Here is a 16,375-nt window from a genome sequence, read left to right on the forward strand (position 1 = left end):
GGCACTCGCGCAACTCCACGAAAAAAGACGACTTTCGTACCACCATTTTACATTTTCTTCAGCAACAGATATCGACATAAACCCGCTAAGGATTCGCCGGCAAAACGTTCTTGGCGGTTGTAGCGACGGTCGTAAATTATATCGGCAAGAATCAACGCCTCAGGAGAAGTCGTATTATAAAATTCGACATCGACAAGCAATTGGCTCTCCGCGCCGAAGACTCGGGTTAAAGCTTCCAAGCGGCCATTTCCGTCGATCACCAAATACTGACCGGAACTTTTTTGAATGACCTTAATTGGCTGTTGCGAAGGCAAAAACTCGGTATGCCATTTTTTTGAAACAATCCCCGCAGATAAAAGTTCATTTTTATGCTCGCGCAAAACTTTTTCACGGCGTTCAGCCTTAGCAATCGAAGTTACACGATTGATAGGATGAAAAGGAACGAGATTCTGAATCGGAATTGAAATTGTGGTTGGCGCTCGCGAGGTGCGCGTGACTTCACTTTCAAAAAGCAGAATGTAGACAGCCGTCACCCAATCCGGCGTGCGATAATCGAGCTTTTCATTGAACTTATCCCTCCAGTATTGAAGCCCCAGCTGTTCGACCGGCGCCGGATTCACTACCGCCGCTTCCGCATGCGCCGTAAGCGTGCAAATTAACAAAATTTGTATCCAGACGCTTAATAATAAGCGCTTAAATGCGATATATCGAATCTGAGGCTCGTGTATCGACATAAAATTTAGTTGTTTCAATTACAGTGCCAGCAAAATCGATTTATCTGGATAGTAAAAGAGCGAGTAAAAAGTCTCTTGTTTAAAGAGCCCAGGCAATTCCTTTCAGGCCCACGCCGTCGCCCGTTTGATATTCATTTTTTGCAACAGGTAGTCATTATTTCCTGATATTTAGTTCAGCCAGGCATCCTTGGATTTTGGAACAACAATCAAGTTGGCCAGTTTATACTAAATTGAGCCCCTAGCGCCCCGCTGAGAGGGAACTCCATCCTTCACAGGATATGCTTTCTCGGAATTTTGCCTGAACTGTTTTGCCCATAATTTTATGGACGATGGCACTGCCTCCCAGGAATTATTGATATCCACTGCCGCCGCGAGAACATTGGCACACTCAGATCGCTGGAAATCTGGATCAACCAGCTCACCAGTAAATGCCCCTCCTTTTGGTCTTCCACTAAAGGAGGCGTAGCCTTTTGCCCCTGGAATAGTGGCTGTTGATGTATTGGTCTTTGCATCATATTCCCACTGCACCCCATTTCCAAAAGTTCCTCGTCGTATCTTATTCAAAGCCTGACACCTCTCAACCTTGTCTTGGGCGCAATAAACAGTCTTCTCAAAATGAGCCAAAAGCCTGGAATAGTTTTCATGGAAGTCGGCCTTTTGACTTACAGTTATCAATCCGGTTGAAGATTCAACTCGGTAGTCTGCCGTAGAGAGTTTTTTAAATTGATTCTTTCTCCAAGCCGTAAATGCTTGCCCACAACGAGCGGTCAGCTGGTTGGAAGGCTCGGCAGGAACACAAATCGACTTTGACTTGTTTCCCTTGTTGTATTTATCGACAACCTGAAAAAGATCTGACAAACCAAAACTACTGCAACTGAATTGCCTCTCTCCACACTGAGTGCCTTCGACCGGCACTCGACATTTTTGGCTCTTCATTCCATTTTTTGTCTCTTCATAAAAAGTAGAAATATGTCCCCCTATCAAACAGGGACTTCCGATCGTATTTGAATCAGCCTGGCAGGCAGACTCTCTTGAGCTGACAGGTTCACTTCCAAAAACAGATTCACCAAATAAAAGAGCGAACCACCATCTCTCGCTCTGTGAGCCTTCTGAACGGTAATACGCAGACTCCCGTTTTGTCTGGCTCGGAGCTTTCACAAGCTGGTCCTGAGGGGCACCTTGAATGGTTTCTAAACTATATCCAAATTGAGCCACAAACACGGAATATCTAACCTGGTCCTCTAAACTCATTTGGTTAAATCCACTGGCAGACATCAAATAATCCGAAAGCTTTGAAGTGCTCTCCGCTTTTTCGGCCAGCGCTCTGCCGCCGTTCATCGAGATCAAAGCTATAGCTAACACCGCAAGGCTGATTAAGATGTGAATTGAAGACGACATCATAATCATAAAATGAATATTAATTTTGCACACTTTGGGATTCATTTTGCTGTAATCCTTTCTATTTTTTTCTTTGCATTTTCATGTCGGAATGTGATGGTCTTTTTTAAAGAAAAATGACTCATAAATATTATGTAACATCGATAATAGAAATGAGCTGGGTGCAGGGATATTTTTTACCTCGTAAACAGGACCTTCGCCCTGCTGATTGGCTTTTTCAAAGTCCAATAAATGCCGATAGAGAGCAAGGCTGGTGAGACTCAGAATAGGCTTTTATTGATGGGAAAGAATTCAGTTGTCGGGCATTAGAAAGTTTGGAAAAGGCGAAACTCTCTTTCGGGAAGGCGATCCATCTGACGCCTTGTACGTCATTAAATCAGGACGCATTGCTGTCAAAAAAGCTAAGGGAAATAATGATATCGTGTTGGCCGAGTTGACGGCCGGAGAGATGCTAGGCGAAATGGCTTTCTTTGACAGCAAGCCAAGATCGGCTTCCGCCGTCGCCTTGCAGGATTCAGACGTGATCATTCTGCCATTTACAGCCTTATATGCACAGTTTAAGACTTTTCCTGAGTGGCTCAAAGCCATGGTTAAGACGGTCAATTCAAACCTCAGAAATGCCAATCAACGCATTAAGAACCTTGAATCCTCTAACTCCCAAAACACAGAAATGTTTGATGATCATTCCATTTCAAGACTCTGTGCAATCATTAGCCTGGTGGGCTTCAAATGTGGAGAAAAAGTTCCAGAAGGATTAACGATCCCATCAGGTACTTTGCGCAATTACACAATTCAAATATTTCAGCAGCCAACTCATAAAATGCAAAAGATGATGCAGACATTGCAGGGTCTGGGAATCATGAAGGTTGAGGACTTGGGTGAAGGAAAGCAAAGACTCACCATCTTGGACCATGCGAAGTTGACGGGTTTTGTCGATTGGTACAATAAATACCTTTTTACAGAAGAGTCCAAACGAGTCACGATCACAGAGAAGGAGCTTCCCGCGCTGAGAGCTCTACGATTTTATGGACAAAAGGAAAAGCCCAACGAAAAAGGGGAAGTCACTGTGTCCCTAACAGAAATACAAAATAACAGCATGAAAGATCTTAACTATCTTTTTCAAACTAATGATGCTGATTCGCTTGCAGAAAAGGGCCTGACTCAAGAAAAACAAAGTGCAGATGGCGGGAAACTCACGATGAAATTTGTTTTATCTGAAATTCAGACGATCCTACCCTACTGGGAAATTATTTTTACTCTCAAAAAGGTTCCCAGTCATTAAGTACGTCATGACATATTATGAACTAAGTTGTGCGCCGAAATCTCAATGGAAGCAAGGAAGGATCTCCAATCAACTCACCCTCTTGTCCAATTGCAAACACCCTCAGGGAATTGGTTCGGGCTCTCAGCAGAACTGGAACGCCAAGGGTCAACACAACTTTATCCCCGTGCTTAACCAAACCATATTTGATCAGTAAATCCTCGATTTGCGACATGGCCTCGTCTGTCGATTTGTAAGGGCGAATGATCAGCGTTTGCACGCCCCAGACAAGCTCCAGCCTATTGAGGGTTTCCAAAATGTGAGTCACTGCTATCACACGAGCTTTTGGGCGAAACTTGGAAATCATAGAGGCCGTCTTCCCGGAAGTCGTCAAACAAACAATAGCCGAAGCATTGAGTTTCTGAGCCGTCAGACAGGCGCTCGCCGCGATAGCCTGGGCCACATCTGTAAATTCGTCCTCTAAAGAAATGTTGTAAAAATAGTCACCCGTTTTTTCAACCTCAGTCGAAATCTCATGCATCGTTTGGATGCACTTGATCGGATGCTTACCGCTGGCTGTCTCTGCAGACAGCATAAGGGCATCAGAGCCATCGAGCACCGCATTGGCTATGTCCGTAATTTCAGCCCGAGTGGGCCTTGGATTTTCGACCATACTATCCAGCATCTGAGTGGCAGTAATCACTGGTTTTCCGGCGAGATTGCACATGTGGATCAATTTCTTCTGCACACCAGGCAGCTGGCTTTGCCCTACTTCAACAGCCAAATCACCTCGTGCGACCATCACTCCGTCACTGAGTGCCACGATCTCATCCAAATTATCTAGAGCTTCAAGCATCTCGACCTTCGCGATAATTCTTGTTCCAGGCTGACGGGACTCAACCAATTCTCGCAATTTGCGAAGATCATTCCCTTTTCGAACAAAGCTGAGCGCCACATAATCAACTTTTTGAGATAATCCAAATTCCAAATCCTCCAGATCCTTTTCTGTCAGACATTCGACGGGAAGATTTGCTCCGGGAAGATTCATGCCTTTGCGATTTTTCAGGATGCCACCATATATAACTTTCGCTTCCACTTTTCGATCGATTTTTCTTGTGACTGACAATTCCAACAATCCATCATCCAGAAGGATTTTTGTTCCTGGCTCCACAACATCTGGTAATTCCGAAAAGTCCGTAGGTAGCAATCCCTGTTCTCCAATCTCTAAATCAGGATCAATAATGACAATTTCATTTTTCTTAAGTTCGATGGAGCCATTCTTGAATTTTCCGACTCGAATTTTCGGACCCTGCAAATCTTGTAATATCGCAACCGGCGCAACCAGCCCGCGAGAAATTTCCCTGACCAAACGAATAACTTCTAAGTGTTCTTCATGGGTACCATGTGAAAAATTAAGACGAATCACATTCACGCCAGCTTCAATGGCCGCCTTGAGATTCTCTTTTTGACATATAGATGGGCCAACAGTAGCTACAATTTTGACGCGACGATCTGCCAACATAGAATCACCAAACTCTCAGTAAAGATAATAATGGGACTACAAATTCTATACCTGGATAGTATCGAACTGTCTATGTTCTCAGTGCAAGTTCTATGTTTTCTTGACCACGACTGACATTCGATCAATTTGATCACTGTACCTTTGGTGGAGAGTTTGCATCTCCCTCTGATGCTTGTCATTTAGCTCAGCCAGTTTCTCTTCATATTGGATTTTCTGAGTGGCCAACTGACTTTCATGAATGCGCTTCACGTCCCCTAATTGCCGCTTTTGAATAACTTCCGTTCCTTCGCGCTCAATCACTCTCTTGTCGCTGAGTCCAGCCAAGCGCTTTTCGTACTGCGCCACGACTTCATTGATCTTCCGATCGTGGCGAATTTCCGCTTCTCTCACCTGTGCTCGAAGTCGTTCGATGGATTCTCTCTTATCCCCCTCAAATTTTTCCCGAACCTCAGCTTTCTCTTCATCTAGATTTATTTTCTGATCCTGAATTTTGCTTTTGTAAAAATCATTCATTCTTTCCAAAACCAAATTGGCATCTTCTCTCACTTTCTCGACCCTGAGATCCGCCTGCTCTTTTGTTTGCTTTTGACGAGCATCAAAGTCAGTTTTGAGCTGATCATAAGAACCCTTGGTTTTTGCATTGTTGGACGCCATCTCCCCTCGATAAAACCTTTGAGAAGCAATCAGTTGGTCGTCAAAGTCTTTACGCACAGCCTTGATGTCTTTGGCATTCTGTTCTTTGTAGGATTCACCGACGTCTCTGGCTTGATTCCGAAAACTTTCGACATTTTCCTGAGAGGCAGATCGGAAGCTCTCAATTTCCTGACTGGCGCGTCGCTTGACCTCACGTTCCTTGCGAACATTCGCATCTTTGAGATCTCCCACCTGTTGCTCCAAACGACGAATTTGGCTATTGACCCGACCGCTCACATCGGCCTGTAAGTTCTCTCTGGTTTTTTCCAAGGCCTCGCGCTCTTTAGCAGCCACTTTGTCAATTCGCTCGGTCTGACGCCGGAGGGATTCTTGAGTTCCCTCCCTTTCGGCCATGAGCGCTTCACCAAAGCCCTCTCGCTCTCGACGGACAGTATCTATGAGGTTGTCAGACATTCTCTGTTTGTCCTGAATATGCTGAACTTCTTGGGACTTCAACCGTGTGGCCGACGTCGTCTGAAGAGCATTGAGACTCTTTTGTAGCTCGAGAATTTCTTTTCGGCGAGACTCTTCAATGGCATCTAATTCAGTCCTTTGCCGAGCAAGTAGTTTCTCACGATTATTCTGAATCGCGCTTTGCTGGGCCTCACGCATATTCTCTAGTTCCTTTTCGTGTTGCTGGTCTTTTGACAACACAACAGTACGGTAGTGATCGTTCAAGGCACTTGTTTGATCCGCTCCTGTTGACTTCAGGTTAGCCTGATCCCGCGCGACAGATTCCTTCAGGGCTTGATACTTCTCATTTGCTGTTTGGGTCTGAGCCTGCGTTTGTTTGCGATAAAGATCGCGTAGATCCTCAGCCTCCTTCTGATGACGCATTTCTCGTACCGAAATGGATTGACGAGACATGTCTTTTACATCTTGAATTTGCTTTCCATAGGTTTCTTGGAGCCGATCCATCTCCGCTTGATGGGATTCATTCAAACGACGAATTTCTTTATTGTGCTTTTGATTATTTGACTCTCTCGCTCTGCGTGGTCCTCACGATTTCGTCGAACCGTATCGTCCTGGCGATTGCCCCCACCTGCCCCACTGACTGATGACATGCATTCTCCTCCCGACAGTGCCAAATGAAATTCGGCGTCTGCCCGCTGTCCCCATAATTTTATCCCAATTATTCGATTTATTTGAAAAAACCACTTGCAGATTTTCGATTCCAAGCCTTGGTCTTAAATCTTTAGTCGAGAAAGTTTTTGCGACGAAACAACTCTCGAAGCATTCGCTTCTCTTTTTCGGCTTGAGCCCTTTTGACCGCTGCCAAACGACGCTCCTCTTCAACAAAAGCCAGGCGGCGCTCGACCAAAGCCTGATGAAATGGCCCGATGCTTTTGACCGCCTCCATCCAAGCAGAGTGAAATTCCCGAACTTTTTCGAAATATTCCGAAGGTTCGCCACTAAAAACGAGAGGCCACATTTCCAAAACGGCTTTCTTGTTTACAGTCTGAGGGATTTCAGACGCCGACGAACCGACACTTTGTGCCTCCCCTAACCAGTTGCGATATCCTTGTGGAAGAGAAAGAGCCTCTTTTGCACCACGTGGATAAATCAAAACTTCTCCGATCAAAGCATTCACTTCGAATTCACCATTGCTTTGAACTCTACGAACCATCACCACTCCTTCGCTCAAGGCGAGGTCGCCAAATACGGTTCTCAACCAAGCAGATCCACTCTCAGAATACATAATGAGACTGCCTTCAAGCAACCTCACTTCTCCTGGAGATTCCAGAATGGCCATTGTGCTCTTGGAGAATTCAACACGACCATCCTCCCATTTCCATGCCCAGGCCCTTTCGGAATCCGTTTTGATGGCACAGGGATATTCCTTCTTTTGTACGCAATCGAAGGGTTCTGTTACGGGTCCTTTTTCAATTTGATAGTGGCGAGCCTCGTTGTCCCGTCCGACGAAATGCACATCTTTTCCCTTTGAATCAATGGTTTTGCTGGAAGCTTTCATGCGGATCTCAACAAAAAAAGAGAAAATAAAGATAAGGGTCAAAATAATTTTCTTCATAGATCCACAGAGCGAAGAGAACGAGCCGCTTGAGCTGCGACCTCGGGTTGAGGGAAACTTCGTAAAACTGTTTTATAAATTTCAAGGGCTTCTTCTGGACGATGTTGAATTTCAAAAATCTTTCCCATTCGAAGCAAAGCAAATCCCGTTAATTCATTTCCTGGAAAGAGATCCACCATTCTCTCTGCCGTCTTCACGCACTCCTCCAAAACTCCGATCTGAAACTGTCCCTCGGCAAGAAGAAAAAAGCTTCTGCAATATGCACTGAATACGAAAATTCATGAATTATTTTAAGAAAAAGCTCATTCGCCTTTTCGAACTCTCCCTCTCGAAACTTGCTTTTTGCTCTTTCAAACAGAACCGCCGAAACATGCTCTGTGATCCCATCGCCTTTTTTCCCAGCGGTTACTGAGGCCAATTGACGCAAAGGGTATCCCTTCTCTCCCTTTCCTTCTTTTTTCAGAAACTCTGGGATAACAGATGCGACTTGTTGGCGAAAGACCGCCATATCCTCCTGTGCCACCCGAGTGCGGAGGCGTTCTCTTTCGACAGCTTCACGCAAAATATGGATTTTTTCCTGGAAGAGGTCAGCGTCATTAAAGTGATGGCGAAAGGCCCCGTAGGCCCATACCAACGCAGAAAATAAGAGAGAGATATATATGAGGAATGGCTGGTTACCCATCAACCTGCTTATCGGACAACTATCCGACAATTATGACAATTTTTCATGAATGAACCTTCAAAGCCATCCGTCCGACCGTCTCAATCTAAAACTGAAAATCTCGAGAGCACCGAGCTTGTATAAAGTGAAAACAGCGAGAGCCTCACTTCGAATTGTCGTAACTTCATCCTCTTAGTATCAAGATTGACACGTTTAGCGCGATGCGATAACTCCACGAGACATGAAAGCAATTGTCCATGAAATCACCCTTATTTGTTTATTTGTAATTTGCTTATTTATAGTCTGGATGTACCCAACAACTGCCGAGGCGATTGCGAGTTATCCCGCTTCAGCAGTTGAACCCACTGAAACAGAACCCAAGCCTTGTCTAAAGGTCCTTGCTGGGCCAAAAGACCAAGCCCTTGCCCTAACTGCACCTGCCCATCCTGGCCAAGCGACCGCATTGCCTTTGGAAATCCAGGCACCACCGCCCCCATCATCCGCCAAGTCATCGGGTCACTTTGATTCACTGCCATCGCTCAATCGCTTTATCGACGAAAACGGCATAGCATTTTGGGTCGCGGAAGCGAAGGCGAAGGTTCAAGATGCCGCAAGTCCCAACCCAAAGTATCGGTTTGCCCTTCTCATCCATGATTATCAGACGTCAGTCCATCATATACTCTCTAATAATAATTTAGCTGAAGACGAAATTTTTAAAATTCTGTACTACAATATCTCTTCTGTTTCCAGCGGAGTGATTCCAGTTGAGTGGGCCCGTGAAGAATTGGCAATAAATCACTTTTTGACTGAGCAACTTGAACTTTTAAGAGATTTGCTCAGCAATGTTGTTATCAATCATTTCGAACATTACGAAAAATCCGTCCATTTCGAAAACGTTAGTTATCGAGACAATCCGCGAGCGACAGCCCTACTGGTAGATTTTATTGAGACCTTCCTAGAAGTCATTTCCCCCTTACTTCAACCTCGCTTCGGGATTCGAATTGTGTTCCAGACTTGTCATTTACTTTACGATCTCATGCTGGAGCAGAAATATTTCCAGGTGGTGAAAGAAAAGGTCGAACCTTCCCTCCATAGCCTGCTCCAAGACACTCTATTACGAACAGGAACCCACCCCTATGTTCTGCTTTATTTCTGGGAAAAAGAACCCCGCTTGCTCATGGATCAGGACTTTCCTGCTGATGACTTCTTTTTTCGCAGATCAAGCGTCTTCGAAAATCCTGAGCAGTCAACGGGCAGATTAAAAAGTCTTATTGCTGGCACCCGGTCTTTTAAACCCGGTTTATTTGAATGGCGGAAATATGATAGACTTGTTGATCCAAACTTTGTTCTCAGATTTGGATCAGGGGCAAAATACGCAGAAATTCAGCCACATACTGATGGAGGGCGAATAACGAGTTTGCTTGGACATATAAAATTGAATATGGAAGTTAATTATACATGGGGATTTGGCAAGGCCTTAGATGTCCCGAAAGAGTATTTTGACTATCAACTCAAGAGCACCGGACTCTGGTCAGAAACTCTCTCTGGCCGCGCCTCAGCTCTGAGCCTTTTTTTGTTAAGAGCGGCACATTACGGGCGATTATTGAAATTTAGTTTTCGAATTTCTGAGGACAGTTCTGCTGAACACCAAAAGTTTATCCAATATGTGACTTCAAGGAACAGTCCTCTTGATCGCAGGAACGGCAAAAAGCCGTCAATCGCCCGCAGACTTATGGTTGGTTTCTCAGAATACTTCTCTCGTGCTTCCGCCCGTCTAATATTGGGACCCAATGAAAAACAAAGACCTGAGTCTCTTCAGCTTAGACAAGATCGTGGTGATTTGGAGGCCGCGAGCACTCTTTATAAAACACCCCCAATGCCCGATCTTGGGGCCGCGTTAAAGCAGAATATTTTCACTGCTGATGTTATTCCATCGCAAACCGAAGTTCGAAAACTAGGAGATATTTCCAAACAATTGAAGCAAGAAATTGAAAGTATCTACGAGTGGGTGATGAATGTAGATTTCGGTGTAGGCAACGTCATTAATTACAACAGAGGTTGGCCTGAAATTGCTTCCATGATCAATCCAAATCACCTCGATGAAATGATCAGAAGATTGACCGATGATTTAACCCTACTGGAAGGCATTCAAGACCGTATGGCCTTTTTCAATTCAGATTCACAAGAGCCAAAAGCATTGGCAGTTGAAAAGATCAACGAAATTTTTGCTCAGTCAAATATTAATCTCATTCAATTTACGAAATCATTGATTGAGGACCTCGAAGTCATTCAGCATGTGATAAGCATGCACCACCCAAGCAAACTGGTCCCAGCCAACGCAGACAATCTGACAGTATCCACGGAGATGGGTAGGGTATCTCAGAACTTGCGCGGACTCCCTGCTCTTCTTCAACGGTCTTCGACTTCTCCTTCCAACCGTTGACCGATAATTGGGGTTCAAATCTACTGTTCTCTTCTATATTTGCTTTTATGAGCTACTGCGCGGACGCGACCAAAAGGGCTCCACATTTTATTTCAGGTCGGTAGTTAGATAGATCCTGTTCGAGGCCGCTAACACCCCATTTATTAGTTTGGTCGGCGATTTTTCCTTTGATAGTGTTTCGAAGTATAGCTTGTGACCGTTCGGCATCGTCAGGATGCGCGACTCCCATCGTATAAATATGACGGCTCCAAGCATCTAGAATAGATCGAGCCTCTGCTTCTTGTTTCTGCTTTTTGTATCCGACATAAAGCGACGCCTCCACCTCTATTTCGAGAGGATTGTATCTACTGAGCCCCTTAAACTTTTCGTACTTCTCAGGCTCAATCTCTCTCCAGAGAAGAGTTTTCGACTTCCAACATTCACGAGCAACTTGCCAAGAGATCAAGGCTTCGGGGAACCTTCCAGTTTCAGCTTGGGCTGTTCCCAAAGTGTAGAAAAGGGACGCAAGCCGATGGGTTCTTTCTTCGCGCCATTCAGGTTTTTCAAGGAGCACTTCGTTGATAAAGGAAATGGCCTCCTCCGCCTTCTGATTGGACAATAGGACTTCGGCCAATCGAGTGACCGCGCCTTTCTGGCCAAAGGACATGATGCCTTCTTCGTGAGTAAGATCTGGAAGCGTTTTTACCATTTCCAAAATGAGAACACGGGCTTCTTCTGTGCGAGATAGGCGAATCAAATGTATTGCTGCAAAATGACCAAAAATCACTTTGTGTGGAACAGCTGAGGGTTCGGTATTTAGATAGCTCGCCTGCGCTATCTCAAGTGCTTCAGAAAACTTGCGCGCAAAGCCAAGCTTCAGAATCTGTTGAAAAGGCCTTTCGGACATGAGTCCAGCACCCTGCGCCGAATTGATAAAGAGAGTGAAAAGCGCAAATGCAGCAATTGATAATTGCTTTGGTAAACACACCACCTCGTGCCCCCTCGGCGATTAGAAAGGAATGACAAATCGCTGTGTGTTTAAAGAGAACTAAAATAACTGTCAAGGAGAGCCTGGCAAAGGTCCAACAACTATCCGACAATTTTGACAAAATTTGGCGAGCGAGCCCTTCAAAGCCCCGTCCAAGCTTCTCAATCCAGGACTTGAGATTATGTGAACCTCTCACCACTTTTCCCTTGTCGGGAATAAGTGGGAGCATCAAGCGGATGGCGTCTCACGATGCCACCTCAAATCTTGATGATTCCTGCTTCGCCGAGGCCATGGTTGTTGGGCGCCCTTTCGGCCGTACAACAGAGCCTTTCCTCTCCACAGGCTGATGAACGGGGTAGGACCCACCCTCGTTTTGAATATTTATTGCAGCATTGATGTCCCTATCGTGATGAGCATGACATGACTCACATGTCCATTCCCGATCGGAAAGTGTGAGTTCGCTGTTCACGAACCCGCACTGATGGCACATCTTAGAACTTGGAAACCAAGTCGATATAAAATGCAAATGTTTGTCGTATTGGACAGCATACACCTTCATTATCTCAACAAGTCTTCCCCATGACTGAAACGCAATTGACTTTGCCAGTCTTCGGTTTTTCATCATGCCCTTCACATTGAGTGTCTCCATCGCTACCACTTGGTTCTTGCGGTAGATATTGAGAGCCAATTTGTGAAGATAGTCCTCCCTTTGGAACCTTATTCTTTCGTGCAACTTTGCAAGTCGAAATCTTGTTTTTTCGTAGTTATTGGATCGATCTTCGCGCTTTTCTGATTTCTGCATATCTCGTTGGCGCTGCATCTTCTTTTGAAGCCTGCGCTTTCTGCTCTCGAGCGTTTCCAATGTCTTTGGAACCTGGATCTTCTCGCCATCACTCAGAACAATCTGCTTGATGTTCAGATCCACACCAACGATCCCATCATGGGTTGAAAGAATTTTCTCCTTCGTATTGAATTTTGTGACGATGCTGACGAAGTATCGTCCACTTGCAGTTTTAGAGATGGTGGCGGCACCGAACTTTGCACCGTCTGGAAATTCTCTATGCATTTTCATCGGTATCCAAGTCTTGTATTTTGGAATAAATACGCAAGTTTGTCCCGACACTGATTTGATTTTTGGTTGTGGGAGTGAAAAACTTTGCGCAGCCAACTTCTTTTTGAGTCTTGGCTTTTTACCGCGTCCTGCAAACAGATTCTGATAGGCGACATCGAGATCGTGAGTTGCAACTTGCAAGGATTGACTTGGCACGTCACTCAGCCAGTCAATGGCTTCTTTCCAGATGAGGAGATGTTCTTGCATCTCTGTGCGAGAGAGTTTCTGTATCCCATCCGCGTACAGCTCCTCGTTTATCTTTAGAAATTGGTTGTACACAAAGCGAACCGAGCCAAATATCTTCCCTAGATGCCGTTTCTGCACCGGTGAGGGAAAAATTTCGAATTTGTAGCGTCTTGTGAGTGGATTCATTTCCTTGTTTGCTTTATTATTTAGTGTTATGAAAAGTCAAATCAAAGAAAAAACGAAATTACGTGGACATTTTCACGCCGTTTACAGTCTCAACTATCACTTAGTGTTAGTAACCAAATATCGAAAAAGATGTCTCAAGCCGGAGCAATTAGAGTTTCTAAAGCAAGAGTTCAGCAGACTTTTTGTGAATGGGACTGCAGACTCCTCGAGTTTGGCGGCAAAGGAGACCACGTTCATCTTCTCTTTGAAGCACACCCGGCGATGAATCTTTCAAAGCTCATCAACAACCTAAAAACCGTAACGAGCAGACTTATTAGGAAGAAGTTTCCAGCACACCTGAAGAAATATTATTCGAAACCTGTTTTCTGGACTCGAGCCTATTGTCTCATTTCGACGGGCGGAGCGACACTTGAGGTCATAAAAAAATATGTAGAAAATCAGGAAAATGAAAAATCATCCTGATTTCAAGACCTCCTCCATCCATGGAGGAATGTCGAGTTTCATTCATCTCCACCTAAATCAAAGATTTTAGATGGAGAATTCTGAAACGGGTTTGTTAAAATCCTACCCGGCAATAAATTCGCCCGACCGCGCGCCAGTTTTCGCGCCGATGAACCGCTGAGTAGAAATCGCAACGATTTATTGCCATCGATCAGTGCTTGAATCGTGTTCAGCATGCTGGGTATGCGCTGGATCTCATCGATGAAAACGAGTCGCTTCTTTTGAGACAAAGCCTCTACCTGGCGAGTGATGAGCTCGGAGTCTTTGAGATGCTGGCGGTAGAGGCTTTCGTTCGCCAGATCGATCGTGAGATCCGGCTGAAGGGATCTAAAGAGCGTTGACTTCCCGACTTTGCGTGGACCGAGCAGCAATACGCTTTTGTGCTTTAAATGTGATGCGATCTTGTCTTCTAGAAAACGGCGTACCATATACGCGTTTTTCCAGGAATTCCGCGGTCGCACAAGCATATTTTCTAATGGCATTCATAATAGACCCCATTTTGGATCAAAAGAGCTGACGCCGTTACATCATCTCGGGGGCTTCAATATTTAAAATTTTAAGCCCAGAAGTTAAAACTCTGTGAACGGCAAAGACGAGAGCCACTCGTGACTGTTCAATTTGAGGCGCTTCACCCAAAACACGACAGTGATGATAGAATTGACTAAAGGCTTGGCAAAGATCCAAAAGGTAAACGGCTAGAATGTGAGGCTTGAACTGGCGAAAGGCCCCGTGAAGGACATCTTGAAAATTCATCAACTGACGAATGAGTTCTCTTTCCCATTGAGAATCTAAAACAATTCGCATCTCACGGGGGACTTCATGTCCGTATTTGCGAAGCACACTCAAACAACGCACGTTCATGTATTGCACATAAGGACCGCTGTCTCCCTCAAAACTCAAAACTCGAGCCAAATCAAATTCTACGTTTTTCACTCGATCATTGGCCAGATCATTAAAGATCACGGCTCCCACCCCAACTTGACGGGCCACTAGTTCTTTCTCGGCACCGCTTAAATCTGGATTCTTTTGCTCAACCAAGTCTCTCATCATTTCGACGGCTTTGCTGAGGACTTCCTCTAGGAGAACAACATTTCCCTTTCGAGTCGACATTCGGCCCTCTTTAAAATGATAAAGACCAAAAGCGATATGATGACAATCCTTGGCCCACTCAAACCCCATTTTTTTCAGGACATGAAATACCTGCTTAAAATGAAGAGTTTGTTCTTCACCGACCACATAAAGATTGAGGTCGGCCTTCAATTCCTCTCGTCTGTATATCGCACTCGCAATGTCCCGAGTTGCGTAAAGAGAAGCTCCATCAGATTTTCGAATCAAACACGGCGGAAGGTTTTCATTTTCAAGGCGAACCACCATGGCTCCCTGGCTCTCCTCCAAAAGACCTGCTTTTTCTATGAGAGCTTCCGTAGGTTTCAGCTTATCGTTATAAAACGACTCTCCTCGCACCAAATCATGCTGAACTCCCAAAAGGGCCCAGAGCCTTTTGTATTCCACCATAGAGACATCAACAAATTTTTTCCAAATTGCCGCTACCTGAGGATCCCCTTCCTCAAGTCTCTTAAATACGAGCGAACCCTGCACGTTCAAATTCTCATCCTGTTCAGCTTGCTCATGAAAACGAACGTAGATTTGAAAAAGAGATTCAAAAGGTTTTGCGTCAAAATCGTATTCATGTCCCCAATTCATGTAGGCCCAAGCCAATTTTCCAAACTGAACACCCCAATCTCCAAGATGGTTCAAGCCAATGACATTGTACCCCTGAGATTTGGCCAAATTCGCGATGGCCTGACCAATCACTGTCGCCCGCAAATGTCCAACGCTCATTGGCTTTGCAACATTTGGCGAGGAAAAATCAATCACGACATTTTTCCCTCTTCCCTCCTCGCTATATCCTAGAGCATCACCTTGCTCATGAACTGACTTCAGCAAGGCCTCCTGAAAAGATCGAGGGTTGAGGTGAATATTTACAAAACCACTCAATGGCACAACATTTTCGATGAGAGGATTTTGACGCGCCTTAATCTGAAGCGCTATCTCCTGGGCAATCAGGAATGGTGCCTTTTTGAGTTCTTTGGCCATAAAAAAAACAGGAAGGGCCAGATGTCCATGATCCAATCCCTTTGGAACCTCTAGAAGGGACATTACTTCCCGTTCCGGAAGATGAATGATGGCTGAGAGGTCGGTAACAATTTTTTGCTTTAAATCTGTCAACATATTTTTGAAACTACCAGTTAATTCATCTCTTTTAAATGATTTTCACCAGCCATAGCTTAGATTTTCTTGACCGATCGATTACACCGCCTTAGTTTGGCCATCCTCAAAAAAATCGCACCTAATTCCCAATGACGGGAGGACACTTAGTGAACAAAGCCGAATTGATTGACCAGTTAGCTCAAAAGAACCAAATCAGCAAGACTCAATCTGAGGAATTTTTAAATTCTATCTTAGAAATTGTTCAAAAATCAGTATGCAGTGGGCAGGAAGTCAAGTTGGTCGGCTTTGGCACCTTCGATCGAGCCTTAAGAAAATCTCGGAATGGCCGCAACCCCAAAACTGGCTCTCTCATGACGATTCCAGCAAGTTGCGTGCCTCGCTTCCGACCAGGCAAGGATTTTAAGGAAAGCACAATCAACGGTTGGCGTAAGAAATCCGGTCAGCTCTAAAA

14 protein-coding genes and 1 pseudogene are annotated in these 16,375 nt (G+C 44.9%); 4 read left to right on the top strand and 11 right to left on the bottom strand.

Annotation, left to right across the window (positions count from 1 at the left end):
- Positions 1–47: 47 nt before the first annotated feature.
- Together IPL83_00260 and IPL83_00265 are read right to left on the bottom strand one after the other, a co-directional pair.
- Positions 48–662: a hypothetical protein gene (locus IPL83_00260; protein ID MBK9037595.1), complete on the bottom strand. Its 615-nt coding sequence runs from the start codon at positions 660–662 to the stop codon at positions 48–50.
- Between the two features lie 297 nt (positions 663–959).
- Positions 960–2,177 carry a hypothetical protein gene (locus IPL83_00265; GenBank protein MBK9037596.1) on the bottom strand — a complete coding sequence of 406 codons (1,218 nt, stop codon included), beginning with the start codon at positions 2,175–2,177 and terminating at the stop codon, positions 960–962.
- Between the two features lie 250 nt (positions 2,178–2,427).
- On the opposite strand from IPL83_00265, the gene IPL83_00270 reads away from it, so the two are divergent.
- Positions 2,428–3,414, top strand: a complete 987-nt coding sequence (locus IPL83_00270) for a cyclic nucleotide-binding domain-containing protein (protein MBK9037597.1) — start codon at positions 2,428–2,430, stop codon at positions 3,412–3,414.
- Positions 3,415–3,436: 22 nt separating this feature from the next.
- On the opposite strand, the gene pyk is transcribed toward IPL83_00270, so the two are convergent.
- The 5 genes from pyk to IPL83_00295 form a co-directional block, all read right to left on the bottom strand.
- The gene (gene pyk / locus IPL83_00275) at positions 3,437–4,915 is read right to left on the bottom strand and encodes a pyruvate kinase (protein MBK9037598.1); all 1,479 of its coding nucleotides are present in this window, start codon (positions 4,913–4,915) and stop codon (positions 3,437–3,439) included.
- 90 nt (positions 4,916–5,005) lie between these two features.
- On the bottom strand, positions 5,006–6,550 hold the full coding sequence (locus IPL83_00280; protein MBK9037599.1) for a hypothetical protein: 1,545 nt from the start codon (positions 6,548–6,550) through the stop codon (positions 5,006–5,008).
- 253 nt (positions 6,551–6,803) lie between these two features.
- Positions 6,804–7,580, bottom strand: coding sequence for a hypothetical protein (locus tag IPL83_00285; GenBank protein ID MBK9037600.1), 777 nt, complete (start codon positions 7,578–7,580; stop codon positions 6,804–6,806).
- Positions 7,581–7,633: 53 nt separating this feature from the next.
- Complete coding sequence (locus tag IPL83_00290; GenBank protein ID MBK9037601.1) at positions 7,634–7,834, bottom strand: hypothetical protein; 201 nt, start codon at positions 7,832–7,834, stop codon at positions 7,634–7,636.
- Entirely contained in the window at positions 7,831–8,319 is a 489-nt protein-coding gene (locus tag IPL83_00295; GenBank protein ID MBK9037602.1) for a hypothetical protein, read from the bottom strand. The genes IPL83_00290 and IPL83_00295 overlap by 4 nt, the downstream gene beginning before the upstream one ends.
- A 220-nt stretch (positions 8,320–8,539) precedes the next feature.
- Here IPL83_00295 and IPL83_00300 point away from each other — a divergent pair, with 220 nt between their 5' ends.
- The gene (locus tag IPL83_00300; protein ID MBK9037603.1) at positions 8,540–10,741 is read left to right on the top strand and encodes a hypothetical protein; all 2,202 of its coding nucleotides are present in this window, start codon (positions 8,540–8,542) and stop codon (positions 10,739–10,741) included.
- 52 nt (positions 10,742–10,793) lie between these two features.
- On the opposite strand, the gene IPL83_00305 is transcribed toward IPL83_00300, so the two are convergent.
- Both IPL83_00305 and IPL83_00310 read right to left on the bottom strand, forming a co-directional pair.
- On the bottom strand, positions 10,794–11,708 hold the full coding sequence (locus tag IPL83_00305) for a hypothetical protein (GenBank protein MBK9037604.1): 915 nt from the start codon (positions 11,706–11,708) through the stop codon (positions 10,794–10,796).
- A gap of 244 nt (positions 11,709–11,952) precedes the next feature.
- Positions 11,953–13,191 (bottom strand): transposase, encoded by a 1,239-nt coding sequence (locus IPL83_00310; GenBank protein MBK9037605.1) that lies wholly within the window; start codon positions 13,189–13,191, stop codon positions 11,953–11,955.
- A 103-nt stretch (positions 13,192–13,294) separates the two neighbouring features.
- Between IPL83_00310 and tnpA the strand changes: the two are divergent.
- Positions 13,295–13,653, top strand: a pseudogene (tnpA, locus tag IPL83_00315) (IS200/IS605 family transposase).
- Between the two features lie 38 nt (positions 13,654–13,691).
- Here the strand turns inward: tnpA and IPL83_00320 are convergent.
- Complete coding sequence (locus tag IPL83_00320; GenBank protein ID MBK9037606.1) at positions 13,692–14,120, bottom strand: AAA family ATPase; 429 nt, start codon at positions 14,118–14,120, stop codon at positions 13,692–13,694.
- Between the two features lie 94 nt (positions 14,121–14,214).
- The gene (argS, locus tag IPL83_00325) at positions 14,215–15,924 is read right to left on the bottom strand and encodes an arginine--tRNA ligase (protein MBK9037607.1); all 1,710 of its coding nucleotides are present in this window, start codon (positions 15,922–15,924) and stop codon (positions 14,215–14,217) included.
- Positions 15,925–16,070: 146 nt separating this feature from the next.
- On the opposite strand from argS, the gene IPL83_00330 reads away from it, so the two are divergent.
- Positions 16,071–16,373 carry an HU family DNA-binding protein gene (locus tag IPL83_00330; protein ID MBK9037608.1) on the top strand — a complete coding sequence of 101 codons (303 nt, stop codon included), beginning with the start codon at positions 16,071–16,073 and terminating at the stop codon, positions 16,371–16,373.
- Positions 16,374–16,375 lie beyond the last annotated feature (2 nt).

The organism is Bdellovibrionales bacterium (assembly GCA_016716765.1).
Lineage (GTDB): Bacteria > Bdellovibrionota > Bdellovibrionia > Bdellovibrionales > UBA1609 > JADJVA01.

Excerpts from the sequence above, each read along its gene's own strand:
- IPL83_00265 (MBK9037596.1), bottom strand. The coding sequence starts at position 2,177 with ATGAATCCCAAAGTGTGCAAAATTAATATTCATTTTATGATTATGATG.
- pyk (MBK9037598.1), bottom strand. The coding sequence starts at position 4,915 with ATGTTGGCAGATCGTCGCGTCAAAATTGTAGCTACTGTTGGCCCATCT.
- IPL83_00285 (MBK9037600.1), bottom strand. The coding sequence starts at position 7,580 with ATGAAAGCTTCCAGCAAAACCATTGATTCAAAGGGAAAAGATGTGCAT.
- IPL83_00295 (MBK9037602.1), bottom strand. The coding sequence starts at position 8,319 with ATGGGTAACCAGCCATTCCTCATATATATCTCTCTCTTATTTTCTGCG.
- IPL83_00300 (MBK9037603.1), top strand. The coding sequence starts at position 8,540 with ATGAAAGCAATTGTCCATGAAATCACCCTTATTTGTTTATTTGTAATT.
- IPL83_00310 (MBK9037605.1), bottom strand. The coding sequence starts at position 13,191 with ATGAATCCACTCACAAGACGCTACAAATTCGAAATTTTTCCCTCACCG.
- IPL83_00320 (MBK9037606.1), bottom strand. The coding sequence starts at position 14,120 with ATGGTACGCCGTTTTCTAGAAGACAAGATCGCATCACATTTAAAGCAC.
- argS (MBK9037607.1), bottom strand. The coding sequence starts at position 15,924 with ATGTTGACAGATTTAAAGCAAAAAATTGTTACCGACCTCTCAGCCATC.